The following is an 18,284-nucleotide window of genomic DNA, read 5'->3' as shown; positions in this document are numbered from 1 at the left end:
GGTATATATAACACTTATACAATATTAATATATGATTCTAAGGGGGACAAAATGGGGGACATAATATTAAAAAATCAGGAAATCATCATAAAACTCCTATTAGCAGTGATAGTAGGCGGTTTTACAGGCTATGAAAGAGAAAAATCAAATCAGTTTGCTGGTTTTAGGACACATATTTTAGTATCTATTGGATCATGTATTACATCTATTATAGCTCTAGATTTGTTTACTAAGTATAGTGGAATTAGTACGATGGATCCAGCCAGGTTACCGGCACAAGTATTGTCAGGAATAGGTTTTTTAGGTGCAGGAGCTATATTAAAAAACTCTAATGGAATAAGGGGACTAACAACTGCAGCAGGGATATGGACTACAGCCTGTATTGGTATAGCTATAGGATATGGCCAATACGTACTTGGAATTACAGCATGGATATTAGTAATGTCAACATTATACGTATTGAAAAATTTTGACAAAGTAATATCTAAAAGAAGTCAAACGGTATTGAAAGCAACTATAACATGTTTAGATGTGACATCTACCATATTCAATACTATCAAAGCTTCTGAGATAGCTATTAAAAATTTTCAAATAATAACTAAATCAGATACCATATGGGAAATTGTATTTTTAATTGAATATGATAGAAGATTAATATTAGATGAACTAATTATACAATTAAAGAATATTAACCATGTAATAAATATGGAATATGTAAAGTGATTTTAAGTAGAGGAGTATTCTTTTTTGGAAATAATAAAATAAAGCAATCTAATAAATTGTTTATTAGATAAATAATTTACTAAGGAGTGAAAACAATGGAGAGAAGTGCAGTAGAAAATAAGTTCAAATGGGCTATAGATGAAATGTATCCAAACGAAGAAGCTATGGAGAAAGATATACAAAAATTAAAAGAACTAATTGAGGAAGCTAAAAAATACAAAGGAACTTTAGCTGATAGTGAAGAGAATTTATACAATGCATTAAATATATCAGAACAAGCCTCTAGAATACTTCAAAATTTATATGTGTACACTCATATGAAAAGTCATGAAGATACTAGAATAAATAAAAATCAAGGAAATGCTACTAAAACAGATATGCTATCTACAGAATTATCAATGGCTACATCTTATATGGTGCCAGAAATAATAGCAATGGATAGTGAAAAGCTTGAAAACTACTTAAAAAGTGAAAAAATGTCTTACTATAAAAAGCATGTGGATGAAATATTAAGATTAAAACCACATACTTTAAATGAAAGGGAAGAGGAATTACTAGCAGCAGTATCTGACTTATCAGGTGTTCCAGAAAATATATATGATATGTTATCTTTTGCTGATTTACAATTCCCAGAAATAGAGGATGAAAAGGGAGAAAAAGTTAGAGTAACTCATGCAAATTTTAGTTTATTCTTAAAAAGCAAAGACCAAAGAGTAAGAAAAGATGCATTTGATGCAATGTATTCTGTTTATGGTCAATACAAAAATACTTTTGCATCTACTTTGTATGGTGGAATAAAAAGTGAAATATTCTATGCTAAAACTAGAAAATACGAATCAGCGTTACAAGGCTCGCTATTCCAAGACGATGTTAGTGTGGAAGTTTATAATAATTTAATATCTGCAGTACATGAAAATTTAGATTCATTAAATAAATATACTGATCTTAAAAAGAAATTCTTAGGATTAGATAAAATAAATATGTATGATTTATATGTGCCATTAACTGAAAACTTTGATATGAAAATACCTTATGAAAAAGCGCAAGAAATTATATTAGAAGCTTTAAAACCTTTAGGTGAAGAATACTTAGAAAATGTGAAAACAGCATTTGCTGAAGGTTGGATAGATGTATATGGAAATGAAGGAAAGCAAGGTGGAGCTTATTCTTGGGGTAGCTACGACTCTAAATCATATATACTACTTAGCTATAAAGATGATTTAAATTCGTTATTTACTTTAATACATGAAATGGGTCACTCAATGCATAGTTATTATTCAAAAAATAATCAACCATACTTATATTCAGGATATAAAATATTCGTAGCAGAAGTGGCATCAACTTTAAATGAATTATTATTAATCAACTACTTATTAAAAAATGCAAAATCAAAAGAAGAAAGAGTATACCTATTAAACTACTACTTAGAACAATTTAGAACAACTGTATATAGACAAACAATGTTTGCTGAGTTTGAAAAAATATGTCATGGAAAAGTTGAAGGTGGAGAACCTTTAACATCAGAGGAATTCACAAATATTTATTATGATTTAAATAAACAATATTACGGTGAATCTTGTGAAGTAAATGAAGAAATAGGATTAGAATGGGCTAGAATACCTCATTTCTTTAGTAACTTCTATGTATATAAATATGCTACAGGATTCTCTGCAGCTTCTACTTTAAGCAAACAAATACTTGAAGAAGGTGAAAGTGCAGTAGCAAGATACAAAGAATTCCTAAATAGTGGTGGTTCAGACTTCCCATTAAACCAACTAAGAAAAGCTGGTGTAGACATGGAGAAGAAAGAATCTGTTGACAAGGCATTACATGTGTTTAAAGACTTAGTAGACGAATTAGAAAAAGAGCTATAATATTAATAAATAAGGAGCTATTTTCATTAAATATATGTATAAATAGCTCCTTATTTATTGAAATAGATTTAAGATAAATATATTGGGGGAGTTTATGAAAAGTAAATTAATTAAAGTGTTGCCATACATTGTTGGAGCACTAATAGGTCTAATATTAGGACTGAATGGATTTTATGTAGAGATAAAAGGTGTGATAATAGGGGCAGTGTCTATAGTTTTAGTAGGAATAGTAGAGTTATTGATTTTTACCACAATTCACGAGTTAAGCCATGGCTTTGTAGCAGAAAAGAATGGACTTAAGTTTACGGTATTATATATAGGACCGTTTACATTTAAAAGAGAAAATAAGAAATTTAAAAGAATGAAGGGGCTTACCAAACAATTAATGTATATAGGAAGGGCTCAAATTGATAATTTTGAAATTTTAAATGAAGATGATATTGAAAAAGCAAGGAAAGCATGGATAAAAGCACTTCAAGCGGGTCCATTAAGTGATTTAATATTAAGTATAATAGCCATAGTTTTAGGATTGATATTTAAATCATATATTTTAGTTATTGCAACTATTATAGTAGTTATGTTTATGTGTTTACCGAGCTATATTATGGGAGATGGACAACATACTAAATTAATGAAAACAGATAAAATATTTACCCATGTAATTTTATATACATATAGTATTATAGGTAATACGCTTGTTTCTGAAGAGTCTAGACGATTTCTTTTAGAAAAAATTGAGAAAGATATAGTTGAAAATGAAGTTGACAAAAATAACTTAATTTCTTTATCACTAAGTGCTCATTCAATATATGTAAATGCTATGTACAATGACAGAAGAGGTTTGTCAGAAAGTATAAATAAAATAGTTGAAATGACAATAAAGAATAAAGACATATTCTATAAGAAAGAAATAGAATCATCTTATTATAGAAATGTGATTAATACTGCAATAATATATGAGGTATTAATAGAAGATAATAAAGAAAAGGCCTTAGAGCTTTATAAATATGTACAAAATGAAAAACATAATATGCCAGGAGAAAAGCTTGATTTTTACAGAGTTGAGCATGTTTTAGGAATTGCAAATAGAAGAAGTGAAATTTTAAATGAAAACTTAATGAATCCTGTTTTAAAAGGATGTGAAGGTATAGATGCAATAGAAAGAAGAATAAATGAACTAATATTAGAAAAAATTTAATGTTTTTTATACTTAATACGGATTTAACAAACTTTACATCTCTTTAATGTATACTTAATACTCTCTTAACACTCTAACTGTATTATTAAATTGTAAGATAAATCAAATCGAGGAAGCAAAAAACAAGTAATAATAAAAAAGTTTCGGTATTCGAAAGGAGATTATTAAGATGTTTAAAAAGAAAATAATGGCATTATTATGTGGAGCAGTAATGGTAAGTGGACTTGTAGTAGGATGTGGTTCAGGAAACTCTTCAGAAGGAGATGCTTCTAAAATAACTATATCAGGATCAACTTCAGTAGGACCAACAATGGAGGTTCTAGCAGAAGCATATCAAAAAAATAATGATGTAAAAATAGAAGTACAACAAGTTGGATCATCAGCAGGTATAAAAAATACAATGGAAGGAACTTCTAACTTAGGAATGTCTTCAAGGGATTTAAAAGATGAAGAGGCGCAAAGTGTAGAAGGAACTCAAATAGCAATAGATGGTATAGCAGTCGTAACAAATAAAAATAATAAAGTTCAAGACTTAACAGTTGAGCAAGTTAAAGATATATTTACAGGAAAAATAACTAACTGGAAAGAAGTTGGTGGAGAAGATGCACAAATAGTTGTAGTATCAAGAGAAGAAGGTTCTGGAACTAGAGATGGATTCCAAGATATATTAGGATTTAAATCAGAAGAATTAATTAAAGATGCTCAAATAAGTGATGGTTCTGGAAATGTTAAATCAACAGTTGAAGGAAATGAAAATGCTATAGCATATATATCTTTTGGATATGTTAAAGATGGGATTAAGTCAGTTAAAATTGATGGTGTAGAAGCTAATGATGACAATGTTGTAGCTGGAAAATACCCAATATCAAGACCTTTCTTAGTAGTAAATAAAAAAGATGCTATGAGTGATGAAGCTAAATCGTTTGTTGACTTCATAATGAGTGAAGAAGGACAAAACATAGTAGCTAAAGAAGGATTCATAAAAGCACCAACAAAATAAGCAAGATTCTATAATTGATTATTATATTTAAATAAACCTTAAGTTACAAAAAGCCTAACTGGAAGCAGTTAGGCTTTTTGCTTTTATGAATATTATTTCATAGGTACAAGTATTGAGAAAATATTTCTATTTACTTAATATTTATCACAATGTTGAAGAAGTAATACTAAATAATAGCTAGATGTATTATGATATTGGTGATAACTATTATTGTGATGAAAGTTATTTTAGAGGAGGTATAATATGATTATTAGGATTATTAGTGATAAACGTATTGTTAGCGAAAGTTATACATACATATATTGTCCTAACAATATTAATATAAAACGAAAAAATATTAAATTTGAATTTATAAAGTGGGAACTAAGTTCAGAAACTTGGGATACGGAAAGAGATAAAGAGTTTTTTGAACTTCATAAAGTAGGATATGGTTATTGTTATGACTTAGAAGATATGATGATTTATTGGATAAATAAATATCTCTTAGATTATGAACATGGAGATAAAGCATATTTGTTAGAGAGTAATAAAAATCCAGATGGTAATTACGATATGGAAATAAATGCAGATGGCATTTCCATATAAATACAACTGTCTTAATTATACAAAAACTATTTACAAAAAAATTAGATATGGTACAATAAGATAAAATTAAATGACTCGTATATTTGACGGTAATATGGTCCGTAAGTTTCTACCTGCTAACCCTAAATTAGTGGACTACGAGGTATAGTTTAAAGAAAATATAAATATAAATTAGTCAAAATTAATTTGTATTTGTTTTAGGATAAACACCTCGATATTTATATCGAGGTGTTTTTGTTTTAACTTAAGCAATGGAGTTGCCTGAAGCGGCAGCAAAGGCACATCGTTGGCTATATGAGCGAAGCGAATTTCTTATAAAACTATCAGAAACTGAGTCATACACACAAAATAAAATTACGGGAGATAGTGTTATGAGTTCATCAAACATAAAACAATTAAACAATTTAAAGTATGGTGTTGAAGATAATCCAACCGTGGCTACGAAAATTCTTCTAGGACTTCAGCATATATTTGCGGCATTTGGAGGGATTATAGTTGTTCCATTAGTAATATCTAGTGCATTAGGATTTGACGCTACTACGTCAACGGCTGTAATTAGTGCATCAATATTAGCAGCAGGTATAGCAACAATAATTCAAGCAAAAGGAGTCGGCAGAATAGGATCTAAAGTTGCATGCATAATGGGAACAGATTTTACATTTGTATCACCAGCCATATCAGTAGGTTCTGTATTAGGATTACCGGGAATAATAGGAGCAACAATTTTAGGCGCATTTTTTGAAATTATCTTAAGTTATTTTATAAAGCCTTTAATGAAGTTATTCCCACCAATAGTAACTGGTACAGTAGTTTGCTTAATAGGACTTACGCTACTACCAGTATCAATGGACTGGGCAGCTGGAGGAGTAGGAGCAGCTGATTATGGTAGTTTAACAAATGTATCGATAGCAATGCTTGTTATGATGATTACTTTACTTTTAAATAGGTATGGAAAAGGAATGTTAAGTAGTGCATCTATACTTATAGGAATGGTTGTAGGATATATAATTTGTATACCTCTTGGAAAAGTTGATTTTTCATCAGTAACACAAGCAAACTTTATAGCAATACCACAAATATTCCAATATGGTGTGACATTTGATTTAAAAGCTTTAATAGCATTTTTACCAGCATATTTTGTTACAACAATAGAGACAGTAGGTTGCTTAAAAGCTATAGGAGAAGTATCTGACGTAGATATGGATGACAAAAGAGTTGGATCAGGAGTATTGGCTGATGGTGTAGGAAGTATGATTGGTGGAGTTGTGGGAGCATTCCCAAATACATCTTTCAGCCAAAATGTAGGATTAATACCATTAACAAAAGTAGCAAGTAAACATGTTGCAATAATGGCAGGTATATTATTAGTTGTACTTGGTTTATTCCCTCAATTTGCAGCTTTAATAAATGGAATACCACAGCCAGTTCTTGGTGGTGTTGGTATAGTAATGTTTGGAACTGTTGCGGCAGCAGGAATAAAAACATTAAGTAGAGTAGAAATAAATGATAGAAATTTATTAATAATAGCAACTTCTATAGGTCTTGGTCTTGGGGTTACTTTCAGACCAGACTTTATATCACAATTACCAGAAGGATTACAAATGATATTTTCTTCAGGAATATCAACTGGTACAATAGTTGCTTTAATTTTAAATATAATACTTACAGAAGACAAAGAAGAAAAAAATAATAAAGAATCAGATAGAGAGGCAATATAAAATGAAAGAATTAAAAGATAGAATATTAAAAGATGGAAGAGCATTAAATGAAACGGTTCTTAAAGTAGATTCATTTTTAAATCATCAAGTAGATGCAAAGTTAATGTATGAAATGGGAACTTACTTTAAAGAATATTTCAAAAATCATGGTATAACTAGAATACTTACAATAGAAAGTTCAGGAATAGCACCAACTGCTATGACTGCTCTTCAAATGGAATTACCTATGGTCACTTTAAAAAAACAACAGTCTAAAATACTAAATGGAGAAGTTTATCAAACAACAGTACATTCATTTACAAAAGCTATGAACTACGAATTAACTTTATCTAAAAACTACATTCATGCTGATGATAAGGTTCTTATTATAGATGATTTCTTAGCAAATGGAGAGGCATCCCTAGGAGCAGCTAGATTAGTAGAAGAAGCTGGAGCAACTGTTGCTGGAATAGGAATTGTTATAGAAAAATCTTTCCAAGTTGGAAGAGGAAAGCTAGAAGAAAAGGGATATGATGTTTATTCATTAGCTAGAGTAGCTAAACTAGGAAAAGACTTAATCGAATTTTTAGATTAATAATAAATTAAAACTACAAGTTACAAATAATTTACCTTAGAGTACAAAACTTAACATGAATAACATTATTTTAGGAGAAATAATACAAAATCAGTATTATTTCTCCTTTTTTATTTATTAGGATATTATCGTGCACTTTTGTTTATTAAAAAGTAGTAAAAAAGTGGATTTTGAGCAAGGTCATTGCCTGAAGCGGTAGCGCCCACACAGTGGATTAAGCGAAGTGAATTTTACATAGACTTAACCTAAATCTAATATACATTTAACCTTTGAAATGTATGATTGAATTGTAGAAATACAAGATACATTTAAATAAATTGAAAGAATGAAGGGGGAAATGTTTTGATTAATCAACAAATTACAGGAAAAAATCAAATCGTCACCAAAGATAAAAATAAAAAGAACAATAATAGAAAGTATTTAATTGAGAATATATCAAGTAAAGTATTTATGATAAGTGCATCAATATCGGTAATAAGTTTACTATTGATTATAGGATTCGTATTTTATAAAGGTTTAACGCCATTTTTATTTAAAGGATATTCATTTATAGACTTCCTAACGGGAACAGATTGGTTACCAAATTCGGATAAATTTGGTGTGGCTCCGATGATAGTAGCATCTATAGTAGCTACAATGGGTTCTTTAATAATAGGAGTTCCAATAGGAATATTTACAGCAGCATTTTTAGCTGAAATCGCACCAAAACCTGTGCAAAAAATTATATCACCAGCAGTAGAACTACTTGCAGGAATACCTTCGGTATTATATGGATTATTCGGATTAGCATTTATTGTACCAAACATTCAGAAATTATTAAACTTACCAAAAGGACAAAGTTTATTGGCTGTAATTTTAGTCTTAGCAATAATGATGTTACCAACAATAATATCAGTTTCGCAAACAGCAATAAAAGCAGTACCAAAAGCTTATAAAGAAGGATCATTGGCGCTTGGAGCATCGAAGATAGAAACTATTTTTAAGGTTGTTTTACCAGCGGCGAAATCAGGAATATTAGCAGCAGTAGTATTAGGAATAGGTAGAGCTATAGGAGAGACAATGGCAGTTATATTAGTTGCAGGAAATTCACCTGTTATACCTACTTCTATTGTAGATAGTGTAAGGCCTTTAACTACAAACATAGCTCTTGAAATGGGATATGCATACGGGACGCATCAAGAAATGCTATTTGCTACGGGTGTTGTATTATTCATGTTTATACTAATACTTAATCTAGTATTAAGAAAACTTACTAGTAAGGGAGAGCAGTAAGATGAGAAAAATTAAAGATAATTTTTTAAGCTTCCTATTATATCTATCATCATTTGTAACAGTTGGGATTTTAGTACTAATAGTAGGATTTATATTTGTTAACGGAATTAAAGGTATTAACTTAAGTTATATATTTAGTGACTATTCAGCATCAGGAGATGGAGGAATACTACCAATGATAGTAAGTACTGTGTATATGGTACTAATCGCCATCGCCATAGCAACTCCAATAGGAATTTTATCAGCTATATATCTTCATGAATATGCTAAAAAAGGAAAAATAGTAGAAATAATAAGATTTGCAACAGAGTGCTTAGCAGGAATTCCATCAATAATTTATGGTTTATTCGGGGGAATATTCTTTGTTGTAACATTAAAAATGCAATACTCAATAATTGCAGGGGCTTTAACAGTATCAATAATAATACTTCCTGTAATTATAAGAACAACTGAAGAAGCTTTAAAAACAGTGCCAAATGAATTTAGAGAAGGGTCATTGGCAATGGGAGCGACAAAGTTCCAAACTTTATATAAGGTTATAATACCAAGTGCACTTCCAGGAATATTATCAGGAGTTATATTATCAATCGGACGTGTAATCGGTGAATCAGCAGCTGTATTATTAACGGCAGGAACAGTTGCTAGTATGCCAACAAGTATATTTGACAGTGCTAGAACATTAACTGTTCATTCATATCTTTTAACAAAAGAAATGGGTGATATAAGTGGGGCAGCTAGTGTAGGAGTAGTATTAATCGTAATAGTATTAATTCTAAATACAAGTACTAAGCTAATTGCTAAAAAGTTAAGTAAGGGTAATATATAGTGGGCATGATATAAAAGGAGATAAATGAGATGAGTATAAATGATTCAAATAAATTAAGTGTTAAAGATTTAGATTTGTTTTACGGAGAAAAACAAGCGCTAAATAAAATAAATATTGACATAAAACCTAATAAGGTTACTGCTTTAATAGGTCCATCAGGATGTGGAAAATCAACTTTCTTAAGAACTTTAAATAGAATGAATGACTTAATAGAAGATGTTAAAATAAAAGGAATAGTAAAAGTTGACGGTGATGATATTTACAAAAATAATGATGTAATAAAATTAAGAACAAAAATAGGTATGGTATTCCAAAAACCAAACTTATTCCCAATGAGTATATATGATAACGTAGCGTATGGTCCTAGAGTACATGGAATAAAAGATAGAAAAACTTTAGACAAAATAGTAGAAGAAAGTTTAAAAGGAGCAGCTATTTGGGATGAAGTAAAAGATAGATTGAAATCTCCAGCCCTTGGTTTATCTGGAGGACAGCAACAAAGAGTATGTATAGCAAGAACTATAGCAATGAAACCAGATGTAATTTTAATGGATGAACCAACTTCAGCTCTTGACCCTATATCTACAGCAAAAGTTGAGGAGTTAATCTTTGAATTAAAGAAAGATTATACTATTGTAATAGTTACTCATAATATGCAACAAGCGGCTCGTATATCAGATGAAACAGGATTCTTTTTAAATGGTGAACTAATAGAGTATAATAATACTAAAGACATATTCACTATACCGTCTGATAAGAGAACAGAGGATTATATTACAGGAAGATTTGGTTAAGATTAATTGTTTAAGAAAGAGGGGCGAATAATGGTTATTACTAATTTAGATGTAAGTATTCAATCTCTTAAAGAATACACTTTAAGAATGATTGAGAAGTGCCAAGATTCTGTTGATTTATCAGTAGAATATATGATAAAGAAAGATATGAAAAGCACAAAAAAAGTAATTAGACAAGATGATGATATCGACGTATTAAGGGAGTATATAAGAGATAGAAGTATCGAACTTATGGCCTTAAAGCAACCTTTAGCTAGGGACCTAAGATATATTTATGCTCTTTGTGATATATCTACAGAATTAGAAAGAATAGGCGACTATGCAGCTAATATATGTAGAGAAAGTTTAGAAATAGGTGAAGAACCATTTATAAAAGAGTTAATAGACATACCTATAATGAAAGAAATATGCTGTGAAATGCTTAAAGATTTATGGGTTGCATTAAAAGATGATAATGCAAATTTAGCTTATGAAATAGCTCAAAAAGATAGCGAAATAGATATTTTATATGAAAGAGTAAGACAAGATTGCTTACAAGTTATGCATAATGATCCAGATAAAAATATTAATCAAGGAATGAGATTAGTATTTATAGGCAGATATCTTGAAAGAATTGGTGATCATGTAACTAATATATGTGAAAAAATTATCTATGCTAAAAATGGCGAGATGATAGAAATTGGATAGATTATAAAAAATAAAACTGCTTTTAAACAGTTTTATTTTTTTTTAGCATATATTTTATAAAGAGATAAATAAAAATATATGAGGTGATTAAATGAGCAACTACTATGAATATTGTAGGAGTTTATCTATAAATTACTATCCTAAAGTTTATAATGATATTAATATTGAAATAAAAAAAGTACTTAAAGAAACTCTACAAAGTGTACTGTTACCATTTCCAATTAGAGATGATTTTGATGATTTAGTTGATAAAATTTATTTAGGTTATAAAGAAAAAGTTTACAAGGATATGAATGAAGGTAAAATTTATTATGTTCATTTTTGTAATGATGATTTAACCAGGATAATAAAAGATTTAATATCAATACTTCTTATTAATACACTGTTAGATAATAGAAAATTGTTAAAAAACTATCCATGTTATTACTAAATATATTATACGAGGTAAGGACAAATGATATGGGTGGAGGAAAGAAATGCGGTTACAAAATATTATAGGCATGAGGACTATGAAGACAGGAACAGCAGTTATGCTGTGTTGTATATTAACTAATTTTGCCGTAGACAATATGTTTTATTGCGCTACAGCATGTGTAGTTACTATGCAAGACACAATAAAGACATCTTTTAAAATGGGACCCCAAAGAGTATTGGGTACATTGATAGGAGGCTTAATAGGATTTTTGCTTGTATTAATATTTCCAGCAAATCCAATTTTATGTGGAATTGGAATTATGATAGTTATAAAATTCTGCGATATGTTTAAGTTATCTTCTTTAGTAGTGTCAAGTGTTACATTTTTCTCTTTATATTTGGGATATGTTGATAGTGCACCACTAGTTTACTCTATTCAAAGGATAATAGATACATCTGTAGGTGTTATTATGGGACTTATTATTAATTACAGCGTGGCAAGGCCGAATTATTATAACAACGCTATGAATGAATTTAAAAAGATTAAATCCCTATACAAGGAAAACTTGAGAAATATAGCTCTTGGTAAGAAAAATTTAGAACTTGATGGTATTGAAAATAAGATAAAGACTTCAGAAGCAATTTATTCAAAGCTTATAGACGAATTAAATTATAGTAATGGCAACTTTAACCTAGATATTATAGACAAATCTTTAGATTTATGCAGACACATATATTTCCACATAAAGTCAATAGAGCTATTGGAAAAAGAATTATTTTTAACTAAAGATAATTATAAAAGATTAAAAAAACTTTATAGAAATGAACCAATTTTATTACAGGTTAATGAAGATGAAAGTCCTGTATTTAACTTTCATTTAAACAAATTAATAGAAAAAACAAAGTCACTAGAGGAATTAATAGGGCCAAATTATTAATATGAGCTTGCATAAAAGTATGAGATAAAGGAAACAATTACTGTATAAAATATAATTAAAGAAGTGACTATATATGATGAGACTAAGGAAAAACATAATAATAAAATCATTTATTTTTTGTGTGTTAATTACAGTAAGTATTTTAGGCTTCAATAGCAAAGTGGTTAATGGTGTTGAAGGTAAGAAAATTGCATATATTACATTTGATGATGGACCGTCCAAATATACTAGCCGAATAATCGATACATTAGATGATAATAATGTCAAAGGAACATTCTTTATGATAAACGATAACATGATAGTGTTTAAAGATGATGTCAGAAGGATGACTGCAGAAGGTCATGGAACTGGATTCCATGGAGTGACTCACGACATAAAAGAATTATATAAAACTGAAGATTCAGCTATAGAAGAGTTTAGAACTTGCAATAGGACATTTTATAAGATAACAGGTGAAACATCAAGGTTAGTAAGAATACCATTTGGTAGCAAACCATATATGGTGGAAAGCATCTATAAAAAATTTATTGATGAAGGATTTTTAGTTTGGGATTGGACTCTTGATACAGAGGACTGGAAATCATCAGAAGACCAAATAGTAAGTAACATATTGTATTATGCAAGAGAAAGAAATGAAGTAGTAATATTATTACATGAAAATCAAAGAACGGTAGACTGCTTAAACAATATTATAGCTATATTAAAAGAAAGAGGATATGAAATAAGACCTATTACTCATGATTTAAAACCAAAAAACTTTTGGTAATATTTTTGACAATAGACAATATAGAATAATAGATAATTAAATTGACAATAATCATGAAAATTAGTTATAATAAATATTAATAATAATTTAATATAAAAACTGTGAAAAAGAGGAGTATGTAAATACACTACAAGAGAGGAAAATTAATAGCTGAAAGATTTTCTTAGTAAATGTTTACAGAAGGTAGCTTTGGAGTTTCTAAGCTGAACTAATAGTAAGTTTAGACGGTGGGAATCGTTAAGATCTATTAAGAGCCATAGTAGATATGTAATCTAGTGTGGAATTAAGGTGGTAACGCGAGCTTTTCGTCCTTATTTATAGGATGAAGAGCTCTTTTTATATTTAAAAAATTATATTTTATCTAATTTTTAGGATAAATTTTATAATCATAAATACCAATAAATTTGAAAAAAAGATATTAATAATAAAAGGAGGAAATAACGATGGCAATTAAAAACTTATCAAAAACTTATGATCCAAAAGAGTTTGAAAAAAGATTATATGATGAGTGGTTGGACAAAGGTTACTTCAAATCAAGCCCAAATCCTGATAAGAAACCTTACTGTATAGTTTTACCACCGCCAAATATAACAGGGAAATTACATATGGGGCATGCTCTTGATCAGACATTACAAGATGTTCTTATAAGATGGAAACGTATGGATGGTTTCGAAGCTTTATGGCAATCAGGAACTGACCATGCTTCTATAGCAACAGAAGTTAAAGTTGTTGAAAGAATAAAAGAGCAAGAAGGGAAGACTAAGTACGAATTAGGAAGAGAAGAATTTCTAAAGAGAGCTATGGACTGGAGAAATGAATTTGGTAGAAAAATAGTATACCAAATGCAACAATTAGGAGACTCTTGTGACTGGGATAGAGAAAGATTTACAATGGACGAAGGGTGCAATGAAGCTGTTACTGATTTCTTCGTAAAACTTTATGAAAAAGGTCAAATATACAGAGGAAACAGAATAATAAACTGGTGTCCAGATTGTAAAACTACATTATCTGATGCTGAAGTTGAACATGAAGAAAAAGACGGAAACTTCTATCACATAAAATACTTCTTAAAAGATAGTGATGACTTCTTAGAAATAGCTACAACTAGACCAGAAACTATGCTTGGAGATACAGGTATAGCTGTAAATCCAGAAGATGAAAGATATATTCACTTAGTAGGAAAAACTGCAATACTTCCAATAGTAGGAAGAGAGCTTCCAATAGTAGCAGATGACTATGTAGACAAAGATTTCGGTTCTGGAGCTGTTAAAATGACTCCTGCTCATGACCCTAACGATTTTGGTGTTGGTCAAAGACATAACTTAGAAGAAATCAACGTTATGAACGAAGATGGAACTATGAATGAACTTGCTGGTAAATACCAAGGTATGGACAGATATGAGTGTAGAAAACAATTAATGAAAGATTTAGAAGAAGCAGGGTATGTTATAGCTGTTAAAGATCATCCACATGCAGTTGGTACTTGCTACAGATGTCATACTATAATAGAGCCAAGACTTTCTGAGCAATGGTTCGTTAAAATGGATGAATTAGCAAAACCTGCTATAGATATATTAAAATCAAAAGAATTAGAATTTGTACCAGAAAGATATGATAAAACATATTTACAATGGTTAGAAAATATAAGAGACTGGTGTATTTCTAGACAGTTATGGTGGGGTCACCAAATCCCTGCTTACTACTGTCAAGAATGTGGTGAAGTTATTGTAGCTAAAGAAAAACCAGAAGAATGTAAATGTGGATGCTCTGACTTAAAGCAAGATGAAGACGTATTAGATACATGGTTCTCATCTGCTCTATGGCCTTTCTCAACATTAGGATGGCCTCATAACACTAAAGAATTAGAATACTACTATCCAACTAATGTACTTGTTACTGGTTACGATATAATATTCTTCTGGGTTGTAAGAATGGCATTTGCAGGAATGTTCTGTATGAACGAAAAGCCATTTGACCATGTATTAATACACGGACTAGTAAGAGACTCTGAAGGTAGAAAAATGAGTAAGTCTTTAGGAAATGGTATAGATCCACTTGAAGTAATAGACCAATACGGAGCTGATGCTTTAAGATTCATGTTAGTAACAGGAAACTCTCCAGGGAATGATATGAGATTCTACATGGAAAGAGTTGAAGCATCTAGAAACTTCGCTAATAAATTATGGAATGCATCTAGATTTGTATTCATGAACATAGATGAAGAAATAATGAATGGAGTAACTAGAGAATCTGTAGAAGCTAACTTAACAATAGCTGACAAATGGATAATATCTAGAGCTAATAATGTTGTTAAAGAAGTTATAGACAACATGGACAAGTTTGATTTAGGTATAGCAGCACAAAAAATCTACGATTTCGCATGGACTGAATACTGTGACTGGTATATAGAAATAGTTAAACCAAGATTATACGGAGATGATGTAGAACCTAAGAAAGCTGCTTTATACACTCTAACTTATGTTCTTGAAACTATATTAAAATTATTACATCCATATATGCCTTTCATAACAGAAGAAATATACACTTATCTTCCAACTGTAGAAGGAAGCATAGTTATAGCTAACTGGCCTCACTACAAAGAAGAAGATAGCATGGCAAGTGAAGGAGAAATGATGGAACTTGCAATGGACGGTATAAGAAATATAAGAAATGCTAGAGCTGAAATGGATGTTCCGCCATATAAGAAAGCTAAAGTGATAATAGTTCCGACAGAAGGTAAAAAACCAGCTGTAGAAGCTACTAGGGAGTACTTTGTAACTCTAGCATCAGCTTCAATGGTAGAAATAGCTGACAATGAAAACAACATACCAGAAGATGCTGTATCAGTTGTTATAAATGGAGCTAAAATATTTATACCACTTGATGAATTAGTTGACTTCGAAAAAGAAAAAGAAAGATTAACTAAAGAAAAGGCTAAATTAGAAGGTGAAATCAAAAGAGTTAATGGAAAACTTTCTAACCAAGGTTTCTTAGCTAAAGCGCCAGAAAGCTTAGTTAACGAAGAAAAAGCTAAAAAAGAGAAATTCGAAGAAATGATGAAATCAGTTCTTGAAAGACTTGAAAATATAGAATCAAAATTAAAATAATTTCTAAAGAAGGTCATGTTTATAAATTTTATAGACATGGCCTTTTAATTTTTTCTCAAATCATGTGACAAGCCTCAAAATGTATTATAATAAACTATAGATACTTAAATTTTAAAAAAAATAAAGCATAATTATATATAAATACTTAATTTAGTTGAGGGGGAAGAAGAATGAATTACCAAGAGGCGCTGGAGTTTATCGAAAAATCGCATAAATTTGGAATGAGATTAGGCTTAGAAAACACTTTTAAATTATTAGAATTATTAGGAAATCCACAAGATAAGCTTAAATTCGTTCATGTGGCTGGAACTAATGGAAAAGGTTCAGTATGTTCTTTTATTTCAAACACATTAAAGGAGCAAGGATACAAAGTAGGTCTTTACACATCTCCATATTTGGAAACTTTCACAGAAAGAATAAGACTTAATGGAAATAATATTCCAGAGGAAGACGTGGCAAGAATAAGTACCATAATGAAAGAAAAAATAGAGCAAATGGCGTCAGAAGGACATGCATATCCTACAGAGTTTGAAATAGAAACTGCTATGGCATTTTACTATTACTATGAGCAACAAGTTGATTATGTAGTGCTTGAAGTTGGCCTAGGAGGAAGATTTGATGCTACAAATGTAATAAAATCACCACTTGCTAGTGTAATAGTTTCTCTTAGTTTAGACCATATAGGAATTCTTGGTGATACATTAGGAAAAATCGCTTATGAAAAAGCAGGCATAATAAAAGAAGATAGTATTGCAGTTGTTTATAAACAAAAACAAGAAGCTGAAGAAGTAATCAAAGGTGTATGTAAAGAAAAAAATACTAAATATATAGAAGCTAATTTTGAACATTTAGTAATTAAAAAATATGATATAAATTCACAAGTATTTGATTGTACAATATTAGGTGAGAAATTTGAAGATATGGAGATAAGCCTAATAGGAGAGCATCAAGTAAACAATGCAGTATTAGCATTGACAGTAATAAAAGTATTAAGAGATGAGAGAAAAGTAGAAATAAGTTATGATGCTATAAGAAAAGCACTATTAAATACTAGATGGCCAGGTAGAATCGAAAAAATAAAAGACAAGCCAACGTTTATAATAGATGGTGCTCATAATGAAGATGGAGCAAGATCTTTATCTAAAGCTCTAGAAAAACATTTTAGTGGAAAGAAAATGACTTTATTAATAGGAATGTTAAAGGACAAGGATATTGATGGTGTTCTTGAAATACTTATGGATAAATTTGATAAAGTTATTACAACTACACCAGAAAGTGACAGAGCCATGAGCTGTGAAGAGTTAAAAGAAAAAATAGAAAAATATGTACCAAATGTTACTGCTATTGCAAATATAGATAATGCAGTAACATATGCTTTAGATAATGCTTCGGAAGATGAAATAATAATCTCGGCAGGTTCTTTGTATATGATAGGACATGTTAGAAAAATATTTAAATAATATAAAAAAGGTGGTTAAATTAATTAACCACCTTTTATAATGCCTATAAAGCCTCAACTATTGCTTTTGATAATTGATCTGGACATGAAGTATCTTTAGAACCACAAGTAGTTCCTTCTAATCTTGCAGCAACTTCTTTAGCATTTTGACCAACTATTAATTTGCTTATACCTGATAAGTTTCCGTTACATCCGCCCTCAAAATTGGCTTCTTGTATTATATTATTTTCATCAACTTCTAAAGTTATTTGACGGCAACAAACACCGCTAGTTTGGAATTCTATCTTCATATATGTACACTCCTTATTTGTAATACTCCAATGAATATGATAACAATAGATAAAATATA

At 29.9% G+C, this 18,284-nt stretch carries 17 protein-coding genes, 1 riboswitch and 1 other annotated feature; of the genes, 16 read left to right on the top strand and 1 reads right to left on the bottom strand.

What is annotated here, in order from left to right:
• Nucleotides 1–51 precede the first annotated feature (51 nt).
• The 16 genes from K0039_RS12675 to K0039_RS12600 all read left to right on the top strand — a co-directional run bounded on the left by K0039_RS12675 (nt 52) and on the right by K0039_RS12600 (nt 17,936).
• Nucleotides 52–723: an MgtC/SapB family protein gene (locus K0039_RS12675; RefSeq protein WP_228105437.1), complete on the top strand. Its 672-nt coding sequence runs from the start codon at nt 52–54 to the stop codon at nt 721–723.
• Between the two features lie 95 nt (nt 724–818).
• On the top strand, nt 819–2,597 hold the full coding sequence (gene pepF, locus K0039_RS12670; protein ID WP_228105436.1) for an oligoendopeptidase F: 1,779 nt from the start codon (nt 819–821) through the stop codon (nt 2,595–2,597).
• A 94-nt stretch (nt 2,598–2,691) separates the two neighbouring features.
• Entirely contained in the window at nt 2,692–3,795 is a 1,104-nt protein-coding gene (locus tag K0039_RS12665) for a site-2 protease family protein (RefSeq protein ID WP_228105435.1), read from the top strand.
• A 169-nt stretch (nt 3,796–3,964) separates the two neighbouring features.
• On the top strand, nt 3,965–4,795 hold the full coding sequence (locus K0039_RS12660; protein ID WP_228105434.1) for a phosphate ABC transporter substrate-binding protein: 831 nt from the start codon (nt 3,965–3,967) through the stop codon (nt 4,793–4,795).
• Between the two features lie 243 nt (nt 4,796–5,038).
• Entirely contained in the window at nt 5,039–5,380 is a 342-nt protein-coding gene (locus K0039_RS12655) for a hypothetical protein (RefSeq protein WP_228105433.1), read from the top strand.
• Between the two features lie 55 nt (nt 5,381–5,435).
• Nucleotides 5,436–5,538: riboswitch (purine riboswitch) on the top strand.
• Nucleotides 5,539–5,631: 93 nt separating this feature from the next.
• Entirely contained in the window at nt 5,632–7,098 is a 1,467-nt protein-coding gene (locus tag K0039_RS12650) for a nucleobase:cation symporter-2 family protein (protein ID WP_331476753.1), read from the top strand.
• 1 nt (nt 7,099) lies between these two features.
• Nucleotides 7,100–7,672, top strand: a complete 573-nt coding sequence (locus tag K0039_RS12645; protein WP_228105432.1) for a xanthine phosphoribosyltransferase — start codon at nt 7,100–7,102, stop codon at nt 7,670–7,672.
• A gap of 342 nt (nt 7,673–8,014) precedes the next feature.
• Complete coding sequence (gene pstC, locus K0039_RS12640; protein WP_331476752.1) at nt 8,015–8,944, top strand: phosphate ABC transporter permease subunit PstC; 930 nt, start codon at nt 8,015–8,017, stop codon at nt 8,942–8,944.
• Nucleotide 8,945: 1 nt separating this feature from the next.
• Nucleotides 8,946–9,770 carry a phosphate ABC transporter permease PstA gene (gene pstA, locus K0039_RS12635; RefSeq protein WP_228105431.1) on the top strand — a complete coding sequence of 275 codons (825 nt, stop codon included), beginning with the start codon at nt 8,946–8,948 and terminating at the stop codon, nt 9,768–9,770.
• Between the two features lie 29 nt (nt 9,771–9,799).
• A complete protein-coding gene (gene pstB, locus K0039_RS12630) occupies nt 9,800–10,564 on the top strand; it encodes a phosphate ABC transporter ATP-binding protein PstB (protein WP_228105430.1) in 765 nt (254 codons plus the stop codon).
• A gap of 30 nt (nt 10,565–10,594) precedes the next feature.
• Complete coding sequence (gene phoU / locus K0039_RS12625; RefSeq protein WP_228105429.1) at nt 10,595–11,251, top strand: phosphate signaling complex protein PhoU; 657 nt, start codon at nt 10,595–10,597, stop codon at nt 11,249–11,251.
• A 91-nt stretch (nt 11,252–11,342) separates the two neighbouring features.
• A complete protein-coding gene (locus tag K0039_RS12620) occupies nt 11,343–11,681 on the top strand; it encodes a hypothetical protein (RefSeq protein WP_228105428.1) in 339 nt (112 codons plus the stop codon).
• 46 nt (nt 11,682–11,727) lie between these two features.
• On the top strand, nt 11,728–12,603 hold the full coding sequence (locus K0039_RS12615; protein WP_228105427.1) for an FUSC family protein: 876 nt from the start codon (nt 11,728–11,730) through the stop codon (nt 12,601–12,603).
• Between the two features lie 121 nt (nt 12,604–12,724).
• Entirely contained in the window at nt 12,725–13,369 is a 645-nt protein-coding gene (locus K0039_RS12610; RefSeq protein ID WP_228105426.1) for a polysaccharide deacetylase family protein, read from the top strand.
• A gap of 92 nt (nt 13,370–13,461) precedes the next feature.
• Nucleotides 13,462–13,685 (top strand) — a binding site (T-box leader).
• A gap of 127 nt (nt 13,686–13,812) precedes the next feature.
• Nucleotides 13,813–16,476 carry a valine--tRNA ligase gene (locus K0039_RS12605; protein ID WP_228105425.1) on the top strand — a complete coding sequence of 888 codons (2,664 nt, stop codon included), beginning with the start codon at nt 13,813–13,815 and terminating at the stop codon, nt 16,474–16,476.
• Nucleotides 16,477–16,646: 170 nt separating this feature from the next.
• Nucleotides 16,647–17,936 (top strand): bifunctional folylpolyglutamate synthase/dihydrofolate synthase, encoded by a 1,290-nt coding sequence (locus tag K0039_RS12600; RefSeq protein WP_228105424.1) that lies wholly within the window; start codon nt 16,647–16,649, stop codon nt 17,934–17,936.
• Between the two features lie 43 nt (nt 17,937–17,979).
• Here the strand turns inward: K0039_RS12600 and K0039_RS12595 are convergent, their stop codons facing one another.
• On the bottom strand, nt 17,980–18,225 hold the full coding sequence (locus K0039_RS12595; RefSeq protein WP_228105423.1) for a TIGR03905 family TSCPD domain-containing protein: 246 nt from the start codon (nt 18,223–18,225) through the stop codon (nt 17,980–17,982).
• Nucleotides 18,226–18,284 lie beyond the last annotated feature (59 nt).

This window comes from Terrisporobacter mayombei, assembly GCF_020748465.1.
Taxonomy (GTDB): domain Bacteria; phylum Bacillota; class Clostridia; order Peptostreptococcales; family Peptostreptococcaceae; genus Terrisporobacter; species Terrisporobacter mayombei.
Note: the sequence above shows the minus strand (reverse complement) of the source record. Positions and strands in the feature narration are given on the sequence as shown.

Coding starts and splice junctions, on each gene's coding strand:
- K0039_RS12675 (WP_228105437.1), top strand. CDS start 52: ATGGGGGACATAATATTAAAAAATCAGGAAATCATCATAAAACTCCTA.
- pepF (WP_228105436.1), top strand. CDS start 819: ATGGAGAGAAGTGCAGTAGAAAATAAGTTCAAATGGGCTATAGATGAA.
- K0039_RS12665 (WP_228105435.1), top strand. CDS start 2,692: ATGAAAAGTAAATTAATTAAAGTGTTGCCATACATTGTTGGAGCACTA.
- K0039_RS12660 (WP_228105434.1), top strand. CDS start 3,965: ATGTTTAAAAAGAAAATAATGGCATTATTATGTGGAGCAGTAATGGTA.
- K0039_RS12655 (WP_228105433.1), top strand. CDS start 5,039: ATGATTATTAGGATTATTAGTGATAAACGTATTGTTAGCGAAAGTTAT.
- K0039_RS12650 (WP_331476753.1), top strand. CDS start 5,632: ATGGAGTTGCCTGAAGCGGCAGCAAAGGCACATCGTTGGCTATATGAG.
- K0039_RS12645 (WP_228105432.1), top strand. CDS start 7,100: ATGAAAGAATTAAAAGATAGAATATTAAAAGATGGAAGAGCATTAAAT.
- pstA (WP_228105431.1), top strand. CDS start 8,946: ATGAGAAAAATTAAAGATAATTTTTTAAGCTTCCTATTATATCTATCA.
- pstB (WP_228105430.1), top strand. CDS start 9,800: ATGAGTATAAATGATTCAAATAAATTAAGTGTTAAAGATTTAGATTTG.
- phoU (WP_228105429.1), top strand. CDS start 10,595: ATGGTTATTACTAATTTAGATGTAAGTATTCAATCTCTTAAAGAATAC.
- K0039_RS12620 (WP_228105428.1), top strand. CDS start 11,343: ATGAGCAACTACTATGAATATTGTAGGAGTTTATCTATAAATTACTAT.
- K0039_RS12615 (WP_228105427.1), top strand. CDS start 11,728: ATGCGGTTACAAAATATTATAGGCATGAGGACTATGAAGACAGGAACA.
- K0039_RS12605 (WP_228105425.1), top strand. CDS start 13,813: ATGGCAATTAAAAACTTATCAAAAACTTATGATCCAAAAGAGTTTGAA.
- K0039_RS12600 (WP_228105424.1), top strand. CDS start 16,647: ATGAATTACCAAGAGGCGCTGGAGTTTATCGAAAAATCGCATAAATTT.
- K0039_RS12595 (WP_228105423.1), bottom strand. CDS start 18,225: ATGAAGATAGAATTCCAAACTAGCGGTGTTTGTTGCCGTCAAATAACT.